Annotated in this window: 21 protein-coding genes, 2 tRNA genes and 2 pseudogenes; 2 read left to right on the top strand and 23 right to left on the bottom strand. The window is 38.1% G+C overall.

The features are described 5' to 3' along the window. Positions 1–4: 4 nt before the first annotated feature. The 18 genes and pseudogenes from proS to ACFIJW_RS08610 all read right to left on the bottom strand — a co-directional run bounded on the left by proS (position 5) and on the right by ACFIJW_RS08610 (position 19,100). Positions 5–1,330 carry a proline--tRNA ligase gene (proS, locus tag ACFIJW_RS08695; RefSeq protein ID WP_375634058.1) on the bottom strand — a complete coding sequence of 442 codons (1,326 nt, stop codon included), beginning with the start codon at positions 1,328–1,330 and terminating at the stop codon, positions 5–7. Positions 1,331–1,533: 203 nt separating this feature from the next. Beyond that, the gene (locus ACFIJW_RS08690) at positions 1,534–3,210 is read right to left on the bottom strand and encodes a ribonuclease J (protein WP_375634056.1); all 1,677 of its coding nucleotides are present in this window, start codon (positions 3,208–3,210) and stop codon (positions 1,534–1,536) included. 45 nt (positions 3,211–3,255) lie between these two features. Then, on the bottom strand, positions 3,256–4,065 hold the full coding sequence (locus ACFIJW_RS08685; protein WP_375634054.1) for a biotin--[acetyl-CoA-carboxylase] ligase: 810 nt from the start codon (positions 4,063–4,065) through the stop codon (positions 3,256–3,258). After that, positions 4,065–5,519 (bottom strand): NADH-quinone oxidoreductase subunit NuoN, encoded by a 1,455-nt coding sequence (nuoN, locus tag ACFIJW_RS08680; protein WP_375634053.1) that lies wholly within the window; start codon positions 5,517–5,519, stop codon positions 4,065–4,067. Before nuoN ends, ACFIJW_RS08685 begins: the two co-directional genes overlap by 1 nt. A 17-nt stretch (positions 5,520–5,536) precedes the next feature. After that, positions 5,537–7,006: an NADH-quinone oxidoreductase subunit M gene (locus ACFIJW_RS08675; protein WP_273791287.1), complete on the bottom strand. Its 1,470-nt coding sequence runs from the start codon at positions 7,004–7,006 to the stop codon at positions 5,537–5,539. Continuing rightward, positions 7,006–8,970 (bottom strand): NADH-quinone oxidoreductase subunit L, encoded by a 1,965-nt coding sequence (gene nuoL / locus ACFIJW_RS08670; RefSeq protein ID WP_375634051.1) that lies wholly within the window; start codon positions 8,968–8,970, stop codon positions 7,006–7,008. The genes ACFIJW_RS08675 and nuoL overlap by 1 nt, the downstream gene beginning before the upstream one ends. Before the next feature lie 6 nt (positions 8,971–8,976). Continuing rightward, positions 8,977–9,285: an NADH-quinone oxidoreductase subunit NuoK gene (nuoK, locus tag ACFIJW_RS08665; protein WP_375634049.1), complete on the bottom strand. Its 309-nt coding sequence runs from the start codon at positions 9,283–9,285 to the stop codon at positions 8,977–8,979. Positions 9,286–9,299: 14 nt separating this feature from the next. Continuing rightward, positions 9,300–9,920, bottom strand: coding sequence for an NADH-quinone oxidoreductase subunit J (locus ACFIJW_RS08660; protein WP_375611880.1), 621 nt, complete (start codon positions 9,918–9,920; stop codon positions 9,300–9,302). A gap of 94 nt (positions 9,921–10,014) precedes the next feature. Further along, positions 10,015–10,506, bottom strand: a complete 492-nt coding sequence (gene nuoI, locus ACFIJW_RS08655) for an NADH-quinone oxidoreductase subunit NuoI (RefSeq protein WP_375634047.1) — start codon at positions 10,504–10,506, stop codon at positions 10,015–10,017. A 14-nt stretch (positions 10,507–10,520) separates the two neighbouring features. Then, the gene (nuoH, locus tag ACFIJW_RS08650; protein ID WP_375618184.1) at positions 10,521–11,567 is read right to left on the bottom strand and encodes an NADH-quinone oxidoreductase subunit NuoH; all 1,047 of its coding nucleotides are present in this window, start codon (positions 11,565–11,567) and stop codon (positions 10,521–10,523) included. A 22-nt stretch (positions 11,568–11,589) separates the two neighbouring features. Beyond that, positions 11,590–13,659 carry an NADH-quinone oxidoreductase subunit NuoG gene (gene nuoG, locus ACFIJW_RS08645; RefSeq protein ID WP_375634045.1) on the bottom strand — a complete coding sequence of 690 codons (2,070 nt, stop codon included), beginning with the start codon at positions 13,657–13,659 and terminating at the stop codon, positions 11,590–11,592. A gap of 68 nt (positions 13,660–13,727) precedes the next feature. Continuing rightward, complete coding sequence (gene nuoF, locus ACFIJW_RS08640) at positions 13,728–15,032, bottom strand: NADH-quinone oxidoreductase subunit NuoF (RefSeq protein WP_375634044.1); 1,305 nt, start codon at positions 15,030–15,032, stop codon at positions 13,728–13,730. 129 nt (positions 15,033–15,161) lie between these two features. After that, positions 15,162–15,852 (bottom strand): annotated as a pseudogene (gene nuoE / locus ACFIJW_RS08635) (NADH-quinone oxidoreductase subunit NuoE). Next, the gene (locus ACFIJW_RS08630; RefSeq protein WP_375613457.1) at positions 15,852–17,042 is read right to left on the bottom strand and encodes an NADH-quinone oxidoreductase subunit D; all 1,191 of its coding nucleotides are present in this window, start codon (positions 17,040–17,042) and stop codon (positions 15,852–15,854) included. Before ACFIJW_RS08630 ends, nuoE begins: the two are co-directional and overlap by 1 nt. A 120-nt stretch (positions 17,043–17,162) precedes the next feature. Beyond that, complete coding sequence (locus ACFIJW_RS08625) at positions 17,163–17,777, bottom strand: NADH-quinone oxidoreductase subunit C (RefSeq protein WP_375634042.1); 615 nt, start codon at positions 17,775–17,777, stop codon at positions 17,163–17,165. A gap of 14 nt (positions 17,778–17,791) precedes the next feature. Then, on the bottom strand, positions 17,792–18,373 hold the full coding sequence (locus tag ACFIJW_RS08620) for a NuoB/complex I 20 kDa subunit family protein (RefSeq protein ID WP_375634040.1): 582 nt from the start codon (positions 18,371–18,373) through the stop codon (positions 17,792–17,794). Continuing rightward, on the bottom strand, positions 18,364–18,729 hold the full coding sequence (locus ACFIJW_RS08615; protein WP_005773599.1) for an NADH-quinone oxidoreductase subunit A: 366 nt from the start codon (positions 18,727–18,729) through the stop codon (positions 18,364–18,366). Before ACFIJW_RS08615 ends, ACFIJW_RS08620 begins: the two co-directional genes overlap by 10 nt. Before the next feature lie 294 nt (positions 18,730–19,023). After that, positions 19,024–19,100, bottom strand: a tRNA-Asp gene (locus ACFIJW_RS08610). A gap of 174 nt (positions 19,101–19,274) precedes the next feature. Here ACFIJW_RS08610 and ACFIJW_RS08605 point away from each other — a divergent pair. Beyond that, a tRNA-Val gene (locus tag ACFIJW_RS08605) sits at positions 19,275–19,350 on the top strand. 23 nt (positions 19,351–19,373) lie between these two features. On the opposite strand, the pseudogene ACFIJW_RS08600 reads toward ACFIJW_RS08605, so the two are convergent. The 5 genes and pseudogenes from ACFIJW_RS08600 to ACFIJW_RS08580 all read right to left on the bottom strand — a co-directional run bounded on the left by ACFIJW_RS08600 (position 19,374) and on the right by ACFIJW_RS08580 (position 22,470). Then, positions 19,374–19,819: pseudogene (locus ACFIJW_RS08600) on the bottom strand (XRE family transcriptional regulator). Positions 19,820–19,868: 49 nt separating this feature from the next. Next, positions 19,869–20,465, bottom strand: a complete 597-nt coding sequence (locus ACFIJW_RS08595) for an AAA family ATPase (protein WP_375634038.1) — start codon at positions 20,463–20,465, stop codon at positions 19,869–19,871. A 44-nt stretch (positions 20,466–20,509) separates the two neighbouring features. Next, on the bottom strand, positions 20,510–20,926 hold the full coding sequence (locus ACFIJW_RS08590; protein WP_375634036.1) for a hypothetical protein: 417 nt from the start codon (positions 20,924–20,926) through the stop codon (positions 20,510–20,512). A gap of 99 nt (positions 20,927–21,025) precedes the next feature. Continuing rightward, complete coding sequence (locus tag ACFIJW_RS08585; RefSeq protein ID WP_375634034.1) at positions 21,026–21,448, bottom strand: hypothetical protein; 423 nt, start codon at positions 21,446–21,448, stop codon at positions 21,026–21,028. Between the two features lie 11 nt (positions 21,449–21,459). After that, positions 21,460–22,470 (bottom strand): alanine-zipper protein, encoded by a 1,011-nt coding sequence (locus ACFIJW_RS08580; protein WP_375634033.1) that lies wholly within the window; start codon positions 22,468–22,470, stop codon positions 21,460–21,462. Positions 22,471–22,675: 205 nt separating this feature from the next. On the opposite strand from ACFIJW_RS08580, the gene ACFIJW_RS08575 reads away from it, so the two are divergent. Beyond that, on the top strand, positions 22,676–23,242 hold the full coding sequence (locus ACFIJW_RS08575) for a hypothetical protein (RefSeq protein ID WP_375634031.1): 567 nt from the start codon (positions 22,676–22,678) through the stop codon (positions 23,240–23,242). Positions 23,243–23,350 lie beyond the last annotated feature (108 nt).

Genomic DNA, 23,350 nt, shown 5'->3' with positions numbered 1-23,350 from the left:
CCTATTAAATTATAGAAAGTTGGCTGAGCACATCTTCAACCTTTAGAGATTTTTTTATTCCTGTTTTTCGATCTTTAATTTCAACTTCATTTTGTGCAATGCTGTTAGGACCAACAATGATTTGCGTTGGCAAACCAATCAAATCCATTGTTGCAAATTTTGATCCAGGACGTTCATTTCTATCATCTAATAACGGATCAAAACCAACCTTCTTTAATCCCTGATAGAGAAACTCACATGCCTGTGTGCATTTTTCATCATCGGGCTTCATATTGATAATCCCAAAATCAAACGGTGCCATCGACTTTGGCCAAATAATACCATTTTCATCATGAGAAGCCTCAATAGCGGCCGCAACAAGACGCGAAGGCCCAATACCATAAGATCCCATAGAGACCACATGCTCTTTTCCATCTTGTCCCATAACTTTTGCTCCCATTGGAGCGGAATATTTAGTACCAAAGTGGAAAATATGCCCTACTTCAATACCACGCGCTGAAAGACGATTATGATCAGAAACTTTAGCCCACTCCTCTTCATTATGCATTTCTTCCGTTGCTGCATAAAAAGATGTCCATTGCTTAACAATATCATCTAAAACAGCTTTATCACTAAAATCAATTGAACTATCAGGAACGGTAAGTTCAAGAAATTGTTTATCACAGAAGATAGCACTCTCTCCTGTTTCAGCCAAAATGATAAATTCATGACTGAGTTTCCCCCCTATTGGACCTGTATCTGCACGCATAGGAATTGCTTTTAAGCCAAGGCGAGAAAAAGTGCGTAAATAAGCAACAAACATACGATTATAAGATGTTTCAGAGCCTTCATAATCAAGATCAAAAGAATAAGCATCTTTCATTAAAAATTCTCGTGCTCGCATCACACCAAAACGTGGACGAATTTCATCACGAAATTTCCATTGAATATGATATAAATTAAGCGGAAGATCTTTATAAGAACGAACATAAGAGCGAAAAATATCTGTTACCATCTCTTCATTGGTTGGACCATAAAGTAAATCACGCTTTTGACGATCTTTAATGCGGAGCATTTCCAAACCATAATCATCATAACGACCGCTTTCACGCCAAAGATCAGCAGACTGAATTGTAGGCATCAATATTTCTATTGCACCCGCACGTTCTTGCTCTTCACGAATAATTTTACAAACTTTATCAAGCACTTTTTTTCCCAAAGGAAGCCAAGAATAAATCCCTGATGTTTGTTGTCGAATCATTCCAGCGCGCAACATGAAGCGATGAGAAACAATTTCTGCTTCTTTAGGATTCTCTTTTAAAAGTGGAAGGAAATATTGAGAAAGACGCATTGAAATAATTAACTCCTAATCAGACCTATCATATCGGAACAATTTATCACACCCTCTATTCATCTATAGCCGCATTCTGAATACTTGCAAATATAACGATCTTATCATTTAAAAATTTATTGTGCTTTATTCTCTATTTTTCTTATTTAGCAATAAAATAAAAATGCTCTTCTCTTTTTAAATAACGTAATAGGAAAGTTTTTTTATTTTGACCGATGTAAAAAAACTGTACAGATAGGTTTTTTTTGCCAAATTTCATGAACAGCCGCTCTCACTGCACGTCGTGTTGCCTCTCGAATAAGTTCATTATTTTTCTGTTTCATGCGTGGGATATTATAAACTGTATTTTCTACGATATCTAAAAGAATATCTTTTAAACTTTCCCCCTTTCCATTACTTTCAGGTAAACCGAATGTTGTTAGACCTATATCCCCTAATAATTCATGCTTACTATTTATATGGAGAGAAATAGTAACATGACCAGCATAACTTAGTTTGCGGCGTTCACGAATTCCTAATTCATCTTCATCTCCAATTAGGCAACCATCCTTATAGATGCGGCCAACAGGAACTTGATCAACAACCTTCACAGACTCTGGTGCAAGACGTAACATATGGCCATTTCTGATATCCATAACAGTTTTAATACCCGCTTGACGTGCTAAAGTTGCCTGAGCCTTAAGATGCATTGCTTCCCCATGTACAGGGACAAGTATTTGTGGCTTTATCCAATCATACATCTGTAAAAGTTCTGAACGACGGGGATGACCTGAAACATGAACAAGTGCATCTTCATTCGTAATAATTTTAATACCCAAATCAATGAAACAATTTTGTACCTCAATAATCGCTTTTTCGTTTCCTGGAATACTTCGTGATGAATAAATAACGGTATCACCAGCGGAAAGTGCAATACTTTTCATTCCATCACGTGACAGTTTAGCTAAAGCAGCACATGGCTCACCTTGGCTCCCTGTGACAATTAAAACAAGATCTTTTCGCGAGATGTAGCCATAATCATCTTCCGTTACAAATGGTGCTAAACCATTCATATAACCAAGCTCTTGTGCAACCATAATACTTCGCTTAAGGGAACGCCCAATGACAAGCACTTTACGTCCAGCAGCTTCAGCTGCAAGAGCAATAGAACGTATCCGACCAATATTAGAAGAAAAAGTTGCTATCGCAACGCGCCCTTCAGCTTTGGAAATAATCTCTGAAAGACTGGCTTGAACTTGCTGTTCTGAAGGAGAAATACCATCCCGACATGCATTTGTGGAATCACAAAGTAATGCTAAAACACCTTTTTTGCCTAAAGCACGAAATCTTTTTTCATCGGTTACAGCCCCGAGTGAAGGAGTATGATCAATTTTCCAATCACCAGTATGAATCACAGTCCCCAAAGAAGTTGTAATTGCTAAAGATACAGATTCTGGTATTGAATGGTTAACGGCTATAGCCTCTATAACAAAGGAACCTACCTGAAAACAATCACCAGCTTGAAAAATATTGAGTAAAATTTTTTGAGATTCAAAATCTAATTGTTTTTTAGTTTCCAATAATCCTGCCGTAAAAGGCGTACAGTAAATCGGCACTTGTAACTTTGGACATAAATCAAGAACGGCCCCATAATGATCTTCATGTGCATGTGTTAAAACAAGACCCCGTATATTATGTTTTTCACTTTCTAGAAAACGAATATCAGGCAAAACAAGATCGACACCTGGTAATTCAGAACCAGCAAAACTAATCCCCATATCAACCAGCAGCCATTCACGAAGATTTTGGGGACCAAATCCGTAAGCAGCTAAATTCATCCCTATTTCACCTACACCTCCCAGAGGTAAAAAAACAAATTCACATCTATTGGCTGCAACCATAAACATCTCCCAAATCATTAAGGTATCTGATGATAAAATAATTTTTTAATAACGACCTGCATTAATAGAAGCAGCCGAACCAAAATGAACATCTCCAGCTGTTATAATGGCTGTCTGACCATTTTTTTGCTTTATGATGCAGTTAAAATCACTATCAAGACCATCAAAAACACCCTCAATGACTTTTTCATCATTCACCACTTTGACATGTTTCCCAAGATGAGCGGAATATAAAAGCCATTTTTTTCGGATTATTTCACATCCTTTTGGTTGTTTCCAAAGAAGGTAATTTTTAGAAAAACACTCCGTCAAAACCGTAAATAATTGTTCTGCATCAATACGCAAACCGATATTCTTTAAGCTTGAAGTGGAATAGGGTGCATCTTCATAATTATATTTCACATTTATTCCAATACCAATAACCAAGGCATATTGTTGTGATGACAATTTAAAAATCTCAAGCAAAACTCCAGAGCTTTTTTCTCCTCTGAGCAAAATATCGTTTGGCCATTTTAAGCTCACAATATTGTTTGTCTGCTTTTCCTCTTTTATCAATTGTTTTATTGCCTCTGCCACACTTACTCCAGCAACAAAACCAAGTTGAGCTGCAGTTTGATGAACAATATCATCAATTAATAAAAGACTAGAATAAAGGTTCCCTTTTGGACTAGACCAAGTCCTCCCTCTTCTTGCTCTTCCCTGTGATTGTTCTTGTGCAACAATCCAAAGATTACCTTGATGACCAGTTAGCGCTTTTCGTTGCGCAATGAGATTTGTTGAATCAACACTATCGTACGCTTCAATAGTGTATCCCTGTTTTTGTGCAAAATCTGATAAAGTATAAACCATATTCATTAAAACAATACTGTTGCTGCTTTTTCTGCTAGCTCAGCGAACCAAACTCCAAAAAGCGCGTAAAATAAAATAAAGAATACAGAAAGACCAAGACAAAATTGAAGCTCTTTCGATAAAGCAACAAAATGCGCTTTTGCATCATCAAACCACATAATTTTAATGACTCGCAAATAGTAAAAAGCCCCAACAACAGACGCTATCATCCCAACGACAGCAAGTGGCGTAAGTCCAGCGTGGACAGCAGCAGAAAATGTATACCACTTTCCAAAAAAACCAGCCATAGGAGGTATGCTTGCTAAAGAAAAAAGCTGTATTGTCATCACAACAGCCATAAACGGATTCGTCTTTGCTAACCCTGAAAGATCATAAATATTTTCAACATTTCCATTCTGAGAGCGCATTCCAAGAATAAAGGCAAATGAACCAATCGTCATTCCAAGATAAATAGTCATATAAAGGATAACGCTTTTTATCCCAAGCATATCTCCAGCAGATAAACCAACAAGTGCATAACCCATATGACTGATCGACGAATAAGCCATTAAGCGCTTAATATTATTCTGACCGATTGCAGCAAAAGCACCCAGTATCATTGATGCAATCGCCATGAACACCAAAATTTGTTGCCATGCAGGCATCACGTTATCAACACGCCCTAGGGGAATAAAGGTCACCACAATAATACGGATGATTAAAGCCATTGCAGCAACTTTAGGGGCACCAGCAAAAAATGCTGTAATCGGTGTGGGCGCTCCTTCATAAACATCAGGTGTCCACATATGAAACGGAACAGCAGAAATTTTGAAAGCCAAACCAGCTAAAATAAAGACAATTCCAAAAATAACCCCCAATTGTACATTTTTATCTTTTAAAGCAAGAGCAATTTCGTGAAAACCAATTTGACCGGTAAAACCATAAAGCAAAGAAATACCATAAAGAAGCAACCCTGAAGATAATGCTCCTAAAACAAAGTATTTTATACCGGCTTCAGAAGATTTTACATTATTACGATTAATCGCTGCTAAAACATATAAAGCTAAAGATTGCAGCTCTAACCCCATATAAAGCGACAGCATATTACCCGCTGAAATCATAAACATCATTCCAAGGGTTGCTAAAAGAACAAGTACTGGAAACTCAAATATATTAAACTTTTGTGCATTGGCAAAACCAACAGACATGATAAGAGAAAAGAGTGCACCAATAAGCATTAAAATTTTCATATAACGACTAAAGGAATCGATAACGAGCGCATTGGTTTGAAATGAACCATTTTTCGGAAAAATTATAAGAATAATAATGGTTGCCACAAGAAGTGCTATGGCTAAACCTGTCACTGTTAAAGAAGCACGTGTATTGGAATAAACACCAATCATAAGCAGCACGACAGCTCCTAATGTAATTAAAAGCTCTGGAAGAATTAAGACTAATTGCGCTATTATTTCAGTTTGCATGTGCATTCTTCCCTTATCTAGTGCAGTTTATTGATGAGGGTTTCTACAGAAAACGCCGTTGCCTTAAGAATAGGCGTTGGATAGATACCAAAGAATATTGTAAGAATAACCATTGGATAAAGGAGGAATTTTTCTCTTAAAGAAAGATCTATTAATACTTTTAAATTCTCTTTATCCAAGGAACCAAAAACCACACGCCGATAAAGATAAAGGGCATAGGCTGCCGATAAGATAACACCTGTTGTTGCTAAAACAACAACCAATTTATTTACTTGAAAAACACCTATTAAGGTTAAAAATTCACCCAAAAATCCTGAGCTTCCAGGCAAACCAACATTTGCCATGGTGAAAATTAAGAAAACAACAGCATATTTAGGCATATTATTCACTAAACCACCAAACGCTGAAATTTCACGTGTATGCAAGCGATCATAGATAACCCCAACACAAAGAAACAATGCTGCTGAAACAATTCCATGGGATAGCATCTGATAAATAGCCCCTTGTATCCCCTGTTCATTCGCAGCAAAAATACCCATCGTTACATATCCCATATGCGCTATTGAGGAATATGCAATAAGTTTTTTGATGTCACTTTGAACAAGTGCAACCAGTGATGTATAAATAATAGCGATAAGCGATAATGTGAAAACAAAAGGCGCAAAATCTGCTGAAGCGATAGGAAACATAGGCAAAGAAAAACGAAGAAAACCATACCCACCTAATTTAAGTAAGACACCAGCTAAAATAACAGAACCCGCTGTCGGTGCTTCTACGTGAGCATCAGGGAGCCATGTATGAACTGGCCACATTGGCATTTTAACTGCGAAAGAAGCAAAAAATGCAAGCCATAACCATATTTGCATATGAGCAGGAAACTGATAATTGAGTAAAGTTGGTATATCAAGTGTCCCAGCCTCCCAATACATAACCATAAGAGCAACAAGCATAAGCACTGAACCAAGTAGAGTATATAAGAAAAACTTTATACTTGCATAAACACGACGTGCTCCTCCCCATACACCTATAATGATAAACATTGGAATGAGGCTGCCTTCAAAAAAAACATAGAATAGCATTGCATCAAGAGCACAAAAAACACCAATAATCGCAACTTCTAGAAGAAGAAACGCAATCATATATGCTTTTAATCTCTCTTTAACATTCTCCCAACTTGCTAAAATACAGAAAGGCAAAAGAAAAGCCGAGAGAACAACAAAAAGAATAGAAATACCATCGACCCCCATATGATAGCTAATACCACCCCCTAACCAACTGGATTTTTCAACCATTTGAAAATTTTGGTTGCTAGAATCAAATCCTATCCAAATAATTAAAGAAATAATAAAAACAAATAGAGTCGTAAAAAATGCGACATTACGTATATTATGGCGTGCTACTTCACTATCATCTTTGATAAACAAAATCAGAAGAACACCAACAAGCGGCAAAAATGTAACCGTAGAAAGAATAGGCCAATCGGTCATTAGTTTACGCCCCCGATCATCATCCATGTAATGAGCAATGCAACGCCGATAAGCATTGCAAATGCATAGTGGTAAAGATAGCCTGTTTGCATTCGAACAACTCTATTTGTAATATCAACAACACGCGCTGCAATACCATTGGGACCTAGACCATCAATAATCTTACCGTCTCCCACTTTCCAAAAAAAAGAACCAATTCTAAAGGTAGGACGAACAAATAAAAAGTTATATAATTGATCGAAATACCACTTTTGGTAAAGAAAGTGATACACTCCTGGCATAATACGCGCCATTTTCTTGGGAAGAGAAGGAGCCGCAATATAAAATAAATAAGCCAACATAAACCCAAGAATCATTGCTATAAAAGGCGACCATTTTACCCAATTAAAAACATGGTGGGCATCATGAAGAATGTGATTATGGCTGCTTGTAAACAATGCTCCCTTCCAAAAAGCATTATACAAGTCACCAAAAAAGTAAGGTTGGAAAACGACACCAGAAAATATTGCTCCAATAGATAAAAGAAAGAGTGGAATCAACATAACTGGAGGCGATTCATGAACATGATGCATCACATCAACTGTTGCCCGTGGTTTACCATGGAATGTCATAAAGATAAGTCGCCATGAATAGAAACTTGTTAAAAAAGCAGCAAAAACAAGAAGATAAAAAGCATATCCTGAAGCAATATTATGAGATGCAAAAGCAGACTCTATAATCGCATCTTTTGAGAAAAAACCTGCAGTTCCGAAAAGTGTTCCTGGAATTCCAACTCCGGTCAAGGCAATGGTCCCGACCATCATCATCCAATAGGTGACCTTTATATGTTTGCGTAACCCACCCATTTTTCGCATATCTTGTTCATCAGATACAGCATGAATCACAGAACCTGCACCAAGAAACAATAAGGCTTTAAAAAAAGCATGCGTAAAAAGATGAAAGACAGCAGCGCCATAAGCTCCAACACCTAATGCCACAAACATGTAACCAAGTTGAGAGCATGTAGAATAAGCAATAACACGCTTAATATCATTCTGCACCAACCCCACAGTTGCTGCAAAAAACGCTGTTGTTGCACCAACAATAATAATCACGGTCAAAGCAGTCGAAGAAAGTTCAAAAATTGGCGACATACGCGCAACCATAAAAACACCAGCCGTTACCATTGTAGCGGCATGAATAAGCGCTGATACAGGAGTTGGCCCTTCCATTGCATCAGGCAGCCAAGTATGTAAAAGAAATTGTGCGGATTTTCCCATCGCACCAATAAATAATAAAAAACATGTAATGGTAATTGCCGTCTGCCCATCAAATTGCCAATCTAAAAATGTCATATTTTGTATAAAGCTCTTGTCGGCAGCTTTTACAAAAATAGAGGCAAAATCAACCGATTGGAACAAAACAAAAATACTAAAGATTCCTAAGAGAAAACCAAAGTCTCCAACACGGTTAACTACAAAAGCTTTCATTGCGGCCTTATTAGCAGAATCGCGCTGAAACCAAAAACCAATGAGTAAATAAGAAGCAAGTCCGACACCTTCCCATCCAAAAAACATCTGAATCAAATTATTGGATGTGACCAACATAAGCATCATAAATGTAAACAAAGAAAGATAAGAAAAAAAACGAGACCTTGAAGGGTCATGGTGCATATAACCAATTGAATAAATATGCACTAATGCCGAAACACTATTCACAACAATAAGCATGACAGCTGTTAATGCATCAACATGTAAAGCCCAATTAAAGCTTAAGTCACCAACAGTCATCCAATGTAATACCAATACATCAATCGCTGGAATATGACCAAGTGCAGTACTGAAAAATACTATCCACGATAATATGGCAACAACAACCATAAAGCTACATGTTATCAATTCACTCGCACGATCTCCTATCGTTTTTCCACCTAGTGCAGCAATTAAAAAACCCAAAAGCGGAAGAAAGACAATCGTATAATACATCACTGGTTAGCCTTTCATTACATTAACATCTTCAACCGCAATGGAACCACGATTACGGAAAAAAACGACCAGAATTGCTAAACCAATGGCAGCTTCAGCAGCTGCTACGGTTAAGACAAATAAAGCGAATACCTGACCAACGAGATCATGAAGAAATGCTGAAAATGCAACAAAATTGAGATTAACTGAAAGCAATATAAGCTCAATGGACATCAAGATAATAATCACATTTTTTCTGTTGAGAAAAATTCCAGCAATACCAATTGTAAACATTAAAGCAGAAACAGTGAGATAATATGTAATATCAATATACATCTGCATAGCCCCCCTTACATACCTTTGCCTGATTCAACTTGTTTGATTTCAATGGCACTTTCTACCGTTCTAGAAACTTGCTCCGCAATAGATTGCCGCTTTACTCCTAATTTATGACGAAGTGTTAAAACAATAGCTCCAATCATTGCAACCAATAAAATCATTCCAGCAATTTGAAAATAGAAAACATAATCCGTATAGAGAATATCACCTAATGCTTGTGTATTTGTTCGCTGCGCTAAATCTGGCATTGGTTGGGTAACATGCGTTCTCAAGACTGGAGAAAAATAGCTACTCATAAAAACAACAATCAATTCTACAGCGATAATAACACCAATAAGAGCTCCAATAGGAGCATACCGAAGAGTTCCACTCTTTAACTCAGCAAAATCAACGTCAAGCATCATAACGACAAATAAAAATAAAACAGCGACAGCTCCAACATACACAACAAGCAGAATAAGCCCTAAAAACTCTGCTCCTGCAAGTAAAAACAAAGCTGCTGCATTAAAAAATGCGAGGATTAAAAACAAAACAGAATGCACTGGATTGCGTGCTGTAATAACAATAACTGCACTTGTTAGCATAATAAAAGCAAACAAATAGAAAAATGCCGCCGCTAGATCTGTTAGCATAGGCTTCTCCTTAATTATTCAAACAATTGGTATAAACTTCATACCAGATTACAATTTATCGGAAAAATATCCGACACCTCATTTAACGATACACTTAACGATAAGGCGCATCCATCAATATATTTCGAGCAATTTCTCGCTCCCATCGATCTCCATTCAATAAAAGTTTTTCTTTATCATAATAAAGTTCTTCACGTGTTTCCGTCGCAAACTCAAAATTTGGACCTTCGACAATAGCCTCAACCGGACAGGCTTCTTGACAAAAACCACAGTAAATACATTTAACCATGTCTATATCATAACGGATAGTTCTACGTGTACCATCATTGCGCCGTGGCCCAGCTTCAATTGTAATCGCTTGAGCAGGACAAATCGCTTCACATAATTTACAAGCAATACACCGTTCTTCACCATTTGGATAGCGACGCAATGCATGCTCACCGCGAAAACGCTGAGATACAAAACCTTTTTCATAAGGATAATTAATCGTGGGTTTTGGTGAAAAAAATTGACGCATAGCTAAGAAAAAAGCACTCACAAATTCCAATAGAAGAAGTGACTTTGCCGCCTGAATAAAACCTGACATCGTAACATCTCCTCTTAAACGAAATCCGTAAACTTTAAAAAAGCAGCAGTTATCACAACCATTGCTAGTGAGAGAGGAAGAAAAACCTTCCAACCAAGCCGCATAAGCTGATCATAGCGATAACGTGGAACAAATGCTTTGACCATAGCAAACCAAAAAAATACAAAACAGACTTTTAAAACAAACCAAATGATACCAGGAACCCAATTAAGCCACCAAACATCTAAAGGAGGCAGCCAACCGCCTAAAAATAGAATAGTTGTTAATGCGCACATTAAAACAATCGCAACATATTCACCAAGAAAAAAGAGCATGTAAGGCGTTGAAGAATATTCAACCATATGACCAGCAACAAGTTCAGATTCTGCTTCCACCAAATCGAATGGAGGACGGTTTGTCTCTGCGAGCGCAGAAATAAAAAATATAATAAACATTGGAAAAAGGACCAACCAATTCCAATCGAGAAAGCTGTTAAAAGGAAGACCAAGAGTTGTACCAATTCCAGAACTTTGTTTATGAACAATTGTTGTGAGATCCAACGAACCACTTATTAAAATGACAGTCACAAGCACAAAACCAATGGAAACTTCATAAGAAACCATTTGTGCCGCCGAACGAAGAGCTCCTAAGAAAGGATATTTTGAATTTGATGCCCATCCCCCCATAATAACACCATAAACTTCAAGAGATGAAATGGCTAAAATATAAAGCAAGCCAACATTAATCTTTGCAACCTCCCAACCCTCATTGACAGGAATAACAGCCCAAGTTGATAAAGCAAGTGTCGCTGAAACAAAAGGAGCTAAAAGAAAAACACCCTTATTTGCACCTGCAGGGATAATAGGCTCCTTAACAACAAATTTAATTAAATCTGCAAAAGACTGTAACAAACCCCATGGTCCAACAACGTTTGGTCCACGACGCAATTGTACCGCTGCCCAAATTTTTCTATCTGCATAAAGAAGATAAGCAACTAAGACCAAAAGAACGACCAAAAGAAGAAGTGTTTTTCCGATTATAATGAGTAATGGCAACAGCCAAGTCATAAAGAAATCATACATCATTATTCCTTTTCCTTTGCCCTTACTTTACTGTTTGTGTAGCATGGTTTTTTGCAAGAGATGAACATTCAGCCATAACAGCAGAAGCACGTGCTATCGGATTTGTTAAATAAAAATCTTTAACCATAGAAGTAAATGCTTGACTCTCGAGAGAAACCATTTTTGAACCAAGCGCCTTAAGACCACTTATATCAGAAGGCACTATATCATCAACAGCACAAAGGTGTGGATAATCGTTAAACAAGCATTGCCTTAATTGAGAGAGAGAATCAAAAGGGAGCTTTTGTCCTAAAATATCCGATAAAGCACGCAAAATAGCCCAATCTTCTTTTGCTTCACCTGGAGCAAAACCAGCCCGATTTGTCATTTGAACACGTCCTTCTGTATTCACATAAAGCCCTGATTTTTCAGTGTAAGCAGATGCAGGCAAAATAACGTCAGCAGCATGTGCACCATTATCACCATGGCTCCCAATATAAACTGTAAAAGCTTTTGTATTGGCTAATTCTAGTTCATCAGCACCAAGCAAAAATAGAACTTCACAGGTTTTAAGTATATTTGCAACCCCAAGCTTAGAAGTAAAGCCTATGTCCAACCCTCCAACAATTGATGCTGCATTATGAAGAACCCCAAACCCATTCCATGTCTCACTAAGAGCACCAATATTATCAGCTAATTTAGCAAGACTTTTTAAAACAGATAAACCTTCATTTCCTGAAACCGCTCCCTCTCCGATAAGAATAAGGGGCCTCTTCGCTTCTTTTAAGACATTAAAAAAAACATCCTCTCCACGAATAAGTGTCGTTAATGTATCACTCCCAGATCCAAGGTAAGAATAAGGATAACGTAAATCGACTTTCTCTCCAATTAATGCAATAGGAAAATTGCCCATCCGTTGGCGCTTTAAAATACGCGCATTTAAAACAGCTGCTTCATGACGTGGATTAGATCCCACAATAAGCAGTGCATCAGCCTGTTCAATACCTACAATTGTAGGATTAAAAATATAACTCGAGCGCCCAAACTCTGGCGATAAAGCCCCCCCTCTTTGACGACAATCAAAAAGCGTTGAGCCCAAAGAGCTCAATAATGCTTTAAGGGCATACATTTCTTCAACAGAAGCAAGATCCCCCGCAATGGCTCCAATTTTTTCTGGAAAAATTTTAGAGATTACCATTTTGATTTTTGCAAAAGCTTCTGTCCAACTGACAGGTTGAAGCTTTCCATCTTTGCGTACATATGGCTTATCAAGCCGCTGAGTCCGTAATCCATCCCAAATAAAACGCGTTTTATCAGAGATCCATTCCTCATTTACATCTTCATTTGTACGCGGCATAATCCGCATAACTTCACGGCCGCGGCTATCAATACGGATAGCACTACCAAGCGCATCCATCACATCAATCGATTCCGTTTTTACCAATTCCCATGGACGGGCATGAAACGCATAAGGTTTTGAAGTTAAAGCTCCCACTGGACAAAGATCAATAACATTTCCCTGTAATTCAGATGTCATAGCTTTTTCAAGATACGTCGTAATTTCAGCATCTTCACCACGACCGATCAAACCAAGCTCAGAAATACCTGCAACTTCCGTTGTAAAACGAACACACCGTGTACAATGAATACATCGTGTCATAACAGTTTTGACAAGAGGTCCAATATATTTATCTTCTACAGCACGTTTATTTTCTGTATAACGAGAACAATCTCGTCCATAAAGCATTGCTTGATCTTGAAGATCACACTCTCCCCCTTGATCACACACTGGACAATCCAAAGGATGATTAATGAGAAGAAATTCCATAACACCTTCACGTGCTTTTTTTACCATCTCCGTATTGGTAAAAATCTCAGGTACCTCACCGTTAGTCCCTAATCGTAAATCACGAACCCCCATAGCACAAGAAGCCTGAGGTTTTGGAGGACCACCTTTAACCTCAACTAAACACATACGACAATTTCCAGCAATTGACAAAGATTCATGAAAACAAAAACGTGGAATTTCTACCCCAGCCGCCTCAGCAGCCTGAAGCAACGTGTAGTAATCAGGAACTTCAATCTCTTTGCCATCAACTTTGATATTTATCATCACCCATCCAACCTGCAGATAACCCACTTAAAATTTGCATTCGGTTGCTCTTAAAACAAAATCCTTTATTAAACCGCTTCTAAAGCAATATTTTTGCTTTGGACTACATTTCGCGTGTATTCATCAATTCTACGCTCGATTTCCGGACGAAAATTACGTATCAACCCCTGTACAGGCCATGCGGCAGCATCACCAAGCGCACAAATAGTGTGTCCTTCAACCTGTTTAGACACTTCAAACAAAAGATCAATCTCGCGTTTTTGCGCTCTTCCCTCAACCATACGCCCTAAAAGACGCATCATCCATCCCGTCCCCTCACGACACGGTGTACACTGACCACAACTCTCGTGCTTGAAAAAAGCAGCTATACGCCAAATTGCCTTGATAATATCGGTTGATTTATCCATAACAATCATTCCCCCTGTGCCAAAAGAAGACCCGACATCTCGCATCCCATCAAAATCCATGATCGCATCGATCATATCCTCACCACGAATGACTGGACAAGAAGCCCCCCCTGGAATAACTGCTAAAAGATTATTCCATCCACCACGAACACCACTCGTATGTTTTTCAATTAATTCACGGAATGAAACACCAAGAGCGTCTTCAAATGTACAAGGTGCATTAACATGCCCTGAAACCATAAATAATTTCGTTCCAACATTATTTGCTCGTCCGATTGATGAAAACCACGAAGCCCCCCGCCGCAAAATCGTTGGAACAACGGCAATAGACTCTACATTATTTACTGTTGTTGGACAGCCATAAATCCCCATATTGGCAGGAAATGGCGGTTTAAGCCGAGGTTGTCCCTTTTTCCCCTCAAGACTTTCAAGAAGAGCCGTTTCTTCACCACAAATATAAGCACCAGCTCCATGATGAATAACAATATCACAAGCATGCCCATATTTCGTTTTTTTACCAAGTAAACCCGCATCATAGCATTCATCAACGGCAGCTTGAAGCGCTTCACGTTCACGAATATATTCACCACGAATATAAATAAAAGCAACATTGGCTCCCATAGCAAAAGTAGCGATTGCACATCCTTCAATCAAAGTATGGGGGTCATGACGTAAAATATCACGGTCTTTACAAGTTCCAGGTTCAGATTCATCGGCATTGACAACCAAATAATGAGGACGCCCATCACTCTGCTTTGGCATAAAGGACCACTTCATTCCAGTAGGAAAACCAGCACCACCACGACCGCGTAAACCCGATGCCTTCACTTCATCAATGATCCAATCACGACCTTTGTCAATCATTTCTTTCAGACCATTCCAATGCCCACGCAACATCGCAGCCTTTAATGATTTGTCTTTTAAACCATAAATATTGGTGAAGATACGATCTTTATCAGCTAGCATACCCCACCTTTTTTTCTATTACCCATAGCATTTTCCGCTTTTCCTCAAATGCAATTTTTAAATATCTTTTCAAGACTTCTTACTTTTCGTTAAATGTTGCCATCATGGGTAGAATAATAAAATATTTTCTCAAGAAAAATACTTAATTATGTTCCCCATTCTTTCCTTATCCTTTTTTGGTGAAGACTTGAGAGATCTTTTTTTCTTTCTCATCATCAATAAGAGAAGTTAAACCACTAATCGGTTCCGACGATTTACGACTATTTTGCGGACCAACCGCTATCTCAGAACCCTTCCCTGCTTCAAATGCATCAATAATTTCTTCAAGGCGTTCAGCTGTAAGATCTTCATAAGTATCTTTAAAAATCATAACCATCGGAGCATTCACACAAGCACCAAGACACTCTACCTCTTCCCATGATAAGGTTCCATCCTGATTGGTCGCAAAAGGTTCATGATGAATTTTTTTCTGACAAACTTTAATCAATTCATCAGAACCACGTAACATACAAGGCGTTGTACCACAAACTTGAATATGCGCTTTTGTTCCAACAGGCTTAAGCTGAAACTGAGTATAAAAAGTCGCAACTTCTAAGACACGGATATAAGCCATGGAAAGAATCTGAGCAATATGTTCAATTGCAGCACGTGTCACCCAACCATCTTGCTCTTGAGCACGCATTAATAATGGAATTACAGCAGACTGCTGACGCCCTGCAGGATATTTTTTTATGGTATTTTTTACCCATATCTGATTTTCTTTTGTAAAAGAAAACTCCGCAGGCTGATAAACATCATCTGCAAGACGGCGTACGGACATTAGCGATCAACCTCCCCAAAAACAATATCAATCGAACCCAAAATAGCTGTAGCATCTGCTAACATATGACCTCTGGTTAAAAAATCCATAGCTTGGAGATGAGCAAACCCAGGAGCACGCAACTTGACACGATAAGGCTTATTGGTTCCATCAGAAACAAGATAAACACCAAACTCACCCTTCGGAGCTTCCACAGCAACATATACTTCTCCAGGAGGTGTATGAAAACCTTCCGTATAGAGTTTAAAGTGATGAATCAGTGCTTCCATCGAGCTTTTCATTTCACTCCGCGTCGGTGGTACAATTTTGCGATCCAAGCTCGAAACCGGTCCATTTTTTTCAGTACTCAGTAAACGCTCCACACATTGGCGCATAATTTTCGCTGATTGACGCATTTCTTCCATACGAATAAGATAGCGATCATAACAATCGCTATTTTTACCTATAGGAATATCGAATTCCATTTCATCGTAACATTCATAAGGCTGACTTTTACGCAAATCCCATGGAACACCAGCTCCACGAATCATAACCCCAGAAAAACCGCGTGCCCAAGCTTCATCAATACTTACAACGCCAATATCCACATTACGCTGCTTAAAAATCCGATTTGGGGTCACAAGCGCATCAAGTTTTCCGAGAGAAACAAGAAATGGATCAATAAAATCACCAATATCCTCAACTAAAGATTCTGGTAAATCTTGATGCACGCCACCAGGACGAAAATAATTTGCATGAAGACGAGCACCACAGGCACGCTCATAAAAAATCATCAATCTTTCACGTTGCTCAAATCCCCAAAGCGGTGGTGTTAAAGCACCAACATCCATTGCCTGTGTCGTTACATTAAGCAAATGATTAAGAATACGCCCAATTTCAGAAAACAAAACACGTATTAATTGCCCTCTTTTAGGAACTTTTATATCTAATAACTTTTCAATAGCAAGAACAAAAGCATGTTCCTGATTCATAGGAGCAACATAATCCAAACGATCTAAATAAGGACCAGCTTGGAGATAAGTCTTTGTTTCCATTAATTTTTCAGTACCGCGATGCAACAACCCAATATGTGGATCTACACGCTCAACAACTTCACCGTCCAGCTCCAGAACCATGCGCAAAACACCATGCGCGGCAGGGTGCTGCGGACCAAAATTGATATTAAAGTTTCGAACATTGACCTCAGCCACAATCAACCCCTTGCTTTTTAAAAAACTTCATATCAAATATCAAAAAATCTATCACGCTAAAAAATATTTAATTATTTAAGAAATACAGTACTCTAATATAATGCCTTATCAAAACCAATATTATTTTTTTTCATCTGCTTTCCCATCACATGGCAAAGTATACTGTCCTCCTCCTTCCCAAGGAGAAAGAAAATCAAAATTACGCATCTCTTGGCGAAAAACAACAGGCTCATAAATCACCCTCTTTGCTTCATTATCATAACGGCATTCAACAAATCCTGTCACAGGAAAGTCTTTGCGTAAAGGATATCCTTCAAACCCATAATCTGTTAAAATCCGCCTCAAATCCGGATGTCCTGAAAATAAAATCCCATACATATCATACGTTTCACGTTCATACCACTCTGCGCCAGGATAAACCGTGCAAGCTGAAGCAACAGGAGTATTTTCATCTGTACGAACTTTTACACGTAAGCGTAAATTCTCACGAGGAGATAACAATTGGTAAGAAACATCAAAGCGCTTATCGCGAGAAGGATAATCCACACCACTAATGTCTGTAAGATTAATAAATTGACAGCAAGAATCATCACGAACAAACATTAAAACATCGATAATTGCATCAAGACGTGCCACAATGGTCAATTCACCAAAAGCAAGAACAGTCTCTTCAAGCTTATTTTTTAATTTGTTTTCCAAATAAGCAGCAAGCTCAACCAATGTTTCATCCACCATGACAAGAAAACTCTCTATCGCTCTATGGATCCGGTACGACGGATTTTTTTCTGTAGCAACAATATGCCGTATAATAATGCCTCTGCTGTAGGTGGACACCCTGGGACATATATATCGACAGGCACGATACGATCACATCCCCGCACTACTGAATAGGAATAATGATAATATCCCCCACCGTTTGCACATGATCCCATAGAAATCACATAACGTGGCTCTGGCATCTGATCGTACACTTTTCTTAAAGCAGGAGCCATCTTATTTGTTAGAGTACCTGCCACCACCATCACATCTGACTGGCGGGGTGAAGCTCGTGGTGCATATCCAAAACGCTCATTATCATAATGAGGCATTGAACATTGCATCATTTCGATAGCACAACAAGCCAAACCAAAACTCATCCACATTAAAGAACCGGTACGTGCCCAAGTAATCAAAGCATCTGCCGAGGTAACTAAAAAACCCTTATCTGACAATTCAGCATTGATATCACGAAAAAACTCATCGTCAGATCCTATCAGCCCACCAGTATTTGGATCAATGATTCCTTTTGGTTTTGGAGCCTCAATCGTTGAATTATTAGATCTTAATTCCATTCAAGGGCTCCTTTTTTCCATTCATATATAAATCCAATAGTCAAAATCGCTAAAAACACAATCATCGACCAAAAGCCAAACATACCTATTGATTCGAATGAAACAGCCCAAGGAAAAAGAAATGCAACTTCAAGATCAAAAATAATAAATAAAATTGATACCAAATAGAAACGAATATCAAACTTCATGCGTGCATCACTAAATGAATTAAACCCACATTCATAAGCCGATAATTTTTCAGGATCGGGGGAACGATATGCTACAATATAAGGTGTAATCAACAAAACTCCAGCAATAACCGCTGACACAATAATGAAAATTAAGACTGGCAAATAAGAGCTCAATAAATAAGCCATAACCCTCTTCCATCGTAACGAAATGCCTGAGTTTAACACAATGATTCAATATTGCGTGACCAAACAGACAAATTTAACAATCGCTCTATTAACTCTATTCATACTGCTTCAAAGGCATACAGAGCGATACTTTTCTTATCGGCATAGGTAACGCAGAGCAAAGAAAGACGCAAGCCCTATTCTTATAAACCATATAAAAAGAAAGAAAATATTTATTCCCCAATCAAACACTCCACCACATTACTCATAGCATATGGATATTTTAAAAAGGAAATTTTATAAGGAATCACGAAATGGCGCGAGTGACGGGGCTCGAACCCGCGACCTCCGGCGTGACAGGCCAGCACTCTAACCAACTGAGCTACACCCGCGCATTTTTTTTCGAACCAATTTAATTGGGTACAAGCGGTCGTGTAAGGGGTTCATGCGTTTATGTCAAGAAGGATTATGCATTTTTAAAAAAAATTATCAAATCCTATCTTTATTCTTGCGTTTAGAAAAATTTTTCCTTAAAGAGTTTCCATTCAATTGCTGATCATTGCATTGGGCGATTAGCTCAGCTGGTAGAGCGCCTCGTTTACACCGAGGATGTCGGGAGTTCGAGTCTCTCATCGCCCACCATATAGCTTTATATTCCTATTCAGTTATTGATTCTTCATATATTTTTTAAAGATTAAGGGATGCCTAAATAAAGTTAGGGGAATATGGTTTTTACTCTTTCCTTTACAAAGCGCATTCTTTTTGCCAGCTTTCTCTAACAATTTTTTAATAGTTCTAAATCTTCTTGTGAAATAATGTTTATCAGTCTAGCAAACATACCAACAGCTTCACATCTAAATGTATCAGAAGACTTTATAGTGAAACTTTTACAACAAGAATCCGATTCTCTTTTCAAAATTTCTGCTACCTCTTGATCTAAATCATAGAGTTCAATGATCTTTTCTTCCATGCCAATAGGTAGAGATTTTTTGCTAATCTCTACAGAAGATAAAAATGATACAGATATGTCTAATTTCTTAGCCATATCTAAGAGACGTTCGGAGTGATCAATACGAAGTTTGCGTAAAGTTTTACAAAAAGGTGTTAGCATTTAAATAAAACTCGTAAGAGTATAAGCTTTACGGCATAAACTGAGAAAATTATCCACCAATAATATGTTTCACGCAATCAGCAATGTGATTTACTTTCTTTGCATTAGCAGCAACTCCATTAAATTTTTTTATAATCCAATCATCTCCTGTTCCAAGGTGTGTAATCCATGTTTTTTGAACAATAGGCTCAACAGCCCTCACAGTTTCTTCAGTAGATGTAGTTAATTCCAGAAATCTTTCACAAACAATTCGAGGCGCTTCAAAATCATTTGCTTCATTACGTACGGTAAACAAATTATCCAAATTATCGTCGTTAATAAGATAAGGGGAATGCGTCGAATAAATTACTTTATTGCCCTTTATGCTCGATAAAGTTTGTAAAGAGCTTAATATTTTTCTCTGTGGGTGAATATGTAAATTATTTGCTGGCTCATCCAATAAAAAAATTATTCCATTTTTGCTTCTATGCCTGCGAACTTCTGTAAGGACTTTAAAACAAAAAAAACAACTAAACCCTTTACTTCTCTCATGTAAATAAAAAAAGAGGTTATTTGCTTTAATTTGTAAACAATAATCTACAAAACCACTATTAGATTTTTCTATTATACAATCATCAAAAAGGCTCTTCCCTTCAGTAATATCCACCCAACCTTCCTTCACTACTGACTTCAAATAACCATTGATCAATCCTATACGCTGCTTAACAGCATCGTTGTCATCACAATCAACAATATCTTCCTGAAAACCAATACCAAGATTTTTTTCTTATTTTGTACTCGATTGGATGAGCCATAAACATACCGACATGCTTGGCTCGCATCTCCAAGGCAAGTATGGGGATTGTAAGTATTTGTGAACATGTTCCATGTTTCTTTCCACCAGTTACTGCCAGCAGGTATTGTCTCATAAGTATAGCCATTGCCGCTAATAATTCTGCTTACAAAGTCATATCTATTCCCATCAAAACCAATAGTGGTTTGTTTGCCATCACTCACATAACCTAACAGACCGGATGCAACTAAAACATTAGCCGCTGGTCCATGGAAATTGATCGTTGTATTGCCAGCTACATCATTTACACCTTCTTGTTTGAAAGAATTCATCATAATTAAAGCCTGTCAAACTGCCACAACTATGGGCATCAAAATGCAATCCTGTGTTACCATAGCGAGACATTAGATCTTTTGCTTCTTGTGTTGAATTGGTCAATCCCAAAAAAGTCTGCCTTCCAGAAGCTTCTGATAGCCCGCGACCAGAAGTTCTGAGATAGCAGAATTGGCTTCTGGGAACACAACAAAATAAAGCGGTGCATTTTTATCCTTCGCATATTGAACCGCATAAACAGCAGCTTCCTCTGGTGGAGTAAAGATGCCATTAAAGGAGACATGAACCTTGCCATCAGAACCTTTTTGTAAATTCTGTTGTTTTTCATCCGTTAAATAATGATATTGCAGCTGTGGGTTTCCATGACTGTCTCTTATAGGATTTCCATTTTCATCGGTTGCATAGATCACATTGCCATTTTCATCGTGATCCACGGTAGCTAGATGACAAGAAATTGATTTATAATGATAATTTACTGTTTTGTATGTTGATTGAGAGTCTCGAATAACGTAAGATTCTCTCATTTCAAACCTGCTTATCTTGAATCAATCAAAATCATTCCCTTGCACGTCAAAAGCGGGATGAATGTGTGGATCAAATTTGTATAAGAAAGGATTAAAAAATGGCTCTTATGAACCGTCGGATTGTCCGAAACATTAAAGCCGATCTCATTATTATTAGTGAGGGTTAGTATAAGATAAATATAATAATCCTTGCCTGCTTCAAGAGGTTTTGTAATAAGAAAACTCACACCCTTTGTAAGACGGTGCAAGGTGTACCTATTCCCATGCTCTCCACCATGATAACAGCGAAAAAATGCGCCGCTGTTGATTATAATACCTCTTCTTTTTTGCAAATCCGCTTCCCGAATTCTTTGTGGTTGAACAAAACGCACATTCTCTAAAAAATAAGTAGAAAAAGAATTTACACTACCTTCAAGAAAAGAAAGACTGTCACTGTTCCTCTGTGCCTTCTCTTGAACTTCTGTCAATGCACTTTTTGCTTCTTCCGCTAAAGCTTTTGCCTCAGAGGCGGCTGTATTCGCAGAATTTGTCGTTGCTGTAACCATGTCTAATGAACTCTTGACCTCTCCAAGCCCTTGCTTCGTCGTATCAGCTTCTTCTTTTGCTTGCTCCGCAACACTCTTCGCTTCTTCTGCTGTCGACTTCGCAGTCTCGGCTACTTCCTTGGCTTCTTCTGATAAACTTTTTGCACTCAAAGCGGTTTGGCTTGCATGATCACTCGTGGATTTTGCTTCATTGGCTATTGTTTCTAAGCCTTCTTCTTTAGATTTTGCATCGCTAGCCTCTCTTAGTGCTTGATCTACTTTCTCTGTTACACTCTCTGCTGCACTTTTCGCCGCTTCCGCCAAACCCTTCGCTTCTGAAGCTGTTTGCGAGGCTTGTTCCACTCCTGTTTGCGCCGATTCGGCAACTCTCTTAACAGAGGAAATGGAGGCTTTAACTTCATCACACGCATCCTTTGTCTGTTCTGAAAGAGCCTTTGCCTCTTCTGATGTGCTTACCGCTGTCTCTGATTGTGACAATGCATTGAATTATAATGATAATTCACTGTTTTGTATGTTGAATGAGAGTCTCGAATAACGTAGGATTCTCTCATTTCAAAGCTGTTTATCTTGAATCAATCAAAACCACTCATTTGCACATAACAAGTGGGATGAGTGTGTGGATCAAATTTGTATAAGAAAGGATTAATGACAATAGAAGAATCTCAACTGGAGAAAAGACCAGATGAAAAAATACGAGCTCACTGATGAAATAAAAGAATTTCATGATACAAGAACCGATAAAAGTAAAAAACTTTATCGCATACGTGCATTAAGAGATTTTAGAAATATTAAAAAAGGTTACTTAGGCGGCTATATACAAAAAGAAGACAACCTATCGCATGAAGGCGATTGTTGGGTTTGGCATAAAGCTATAGTTTATGGTGACGCTAAGATTTTCGGCAATGCACAAGTATTTGAACGCGCAAAAATTACAGGCAGGGCGCGTGTTTATGAAAATGCAAAAGTTTGCGGTGGAGCATATGTTGAATATGATGCGCAAATTTACGGCAATGCACAAATTTATGGTGAGGCTCGAGTTTTGGGCCATGTTTATGGCAATGCCCGTGTCTATGGAGATGCTTATATAAGTGATAAAGCACACATTTCCGGAAATATAAAAATTCTAGATGGAGTATATATTTTCGATAATGTAAATATTTCTGGTAATCTTGAAATTCGTGGACGCAATTCAATCATCTACGAAAGTGACTATTCAGCAAGCGATATAAGCTACATAAGCCGTTTCTAACACCGAAAAACCAATTTTTAAACACCAGCGTGATTCACGCCACGGGTGAATTGCGCGCAATGTAGGAAATCAAGATGAAAAATTCTACTTTTTTAAACGAAATGGCAG

This window comes from Bartonella sp. MM97QHHN (assembly GCF_042194285.1).
Lineage (GTDB): Bacteria > Pseudomonadota > Alphaproteobacteria > Rhizobiales > Rhizobiaceae > Bartonella.
The sequence above is the reverse complement of the archived record's forward strand: the minus strand, read 5'-3'. Positions and strand labels throughout refer to the sequence as shown.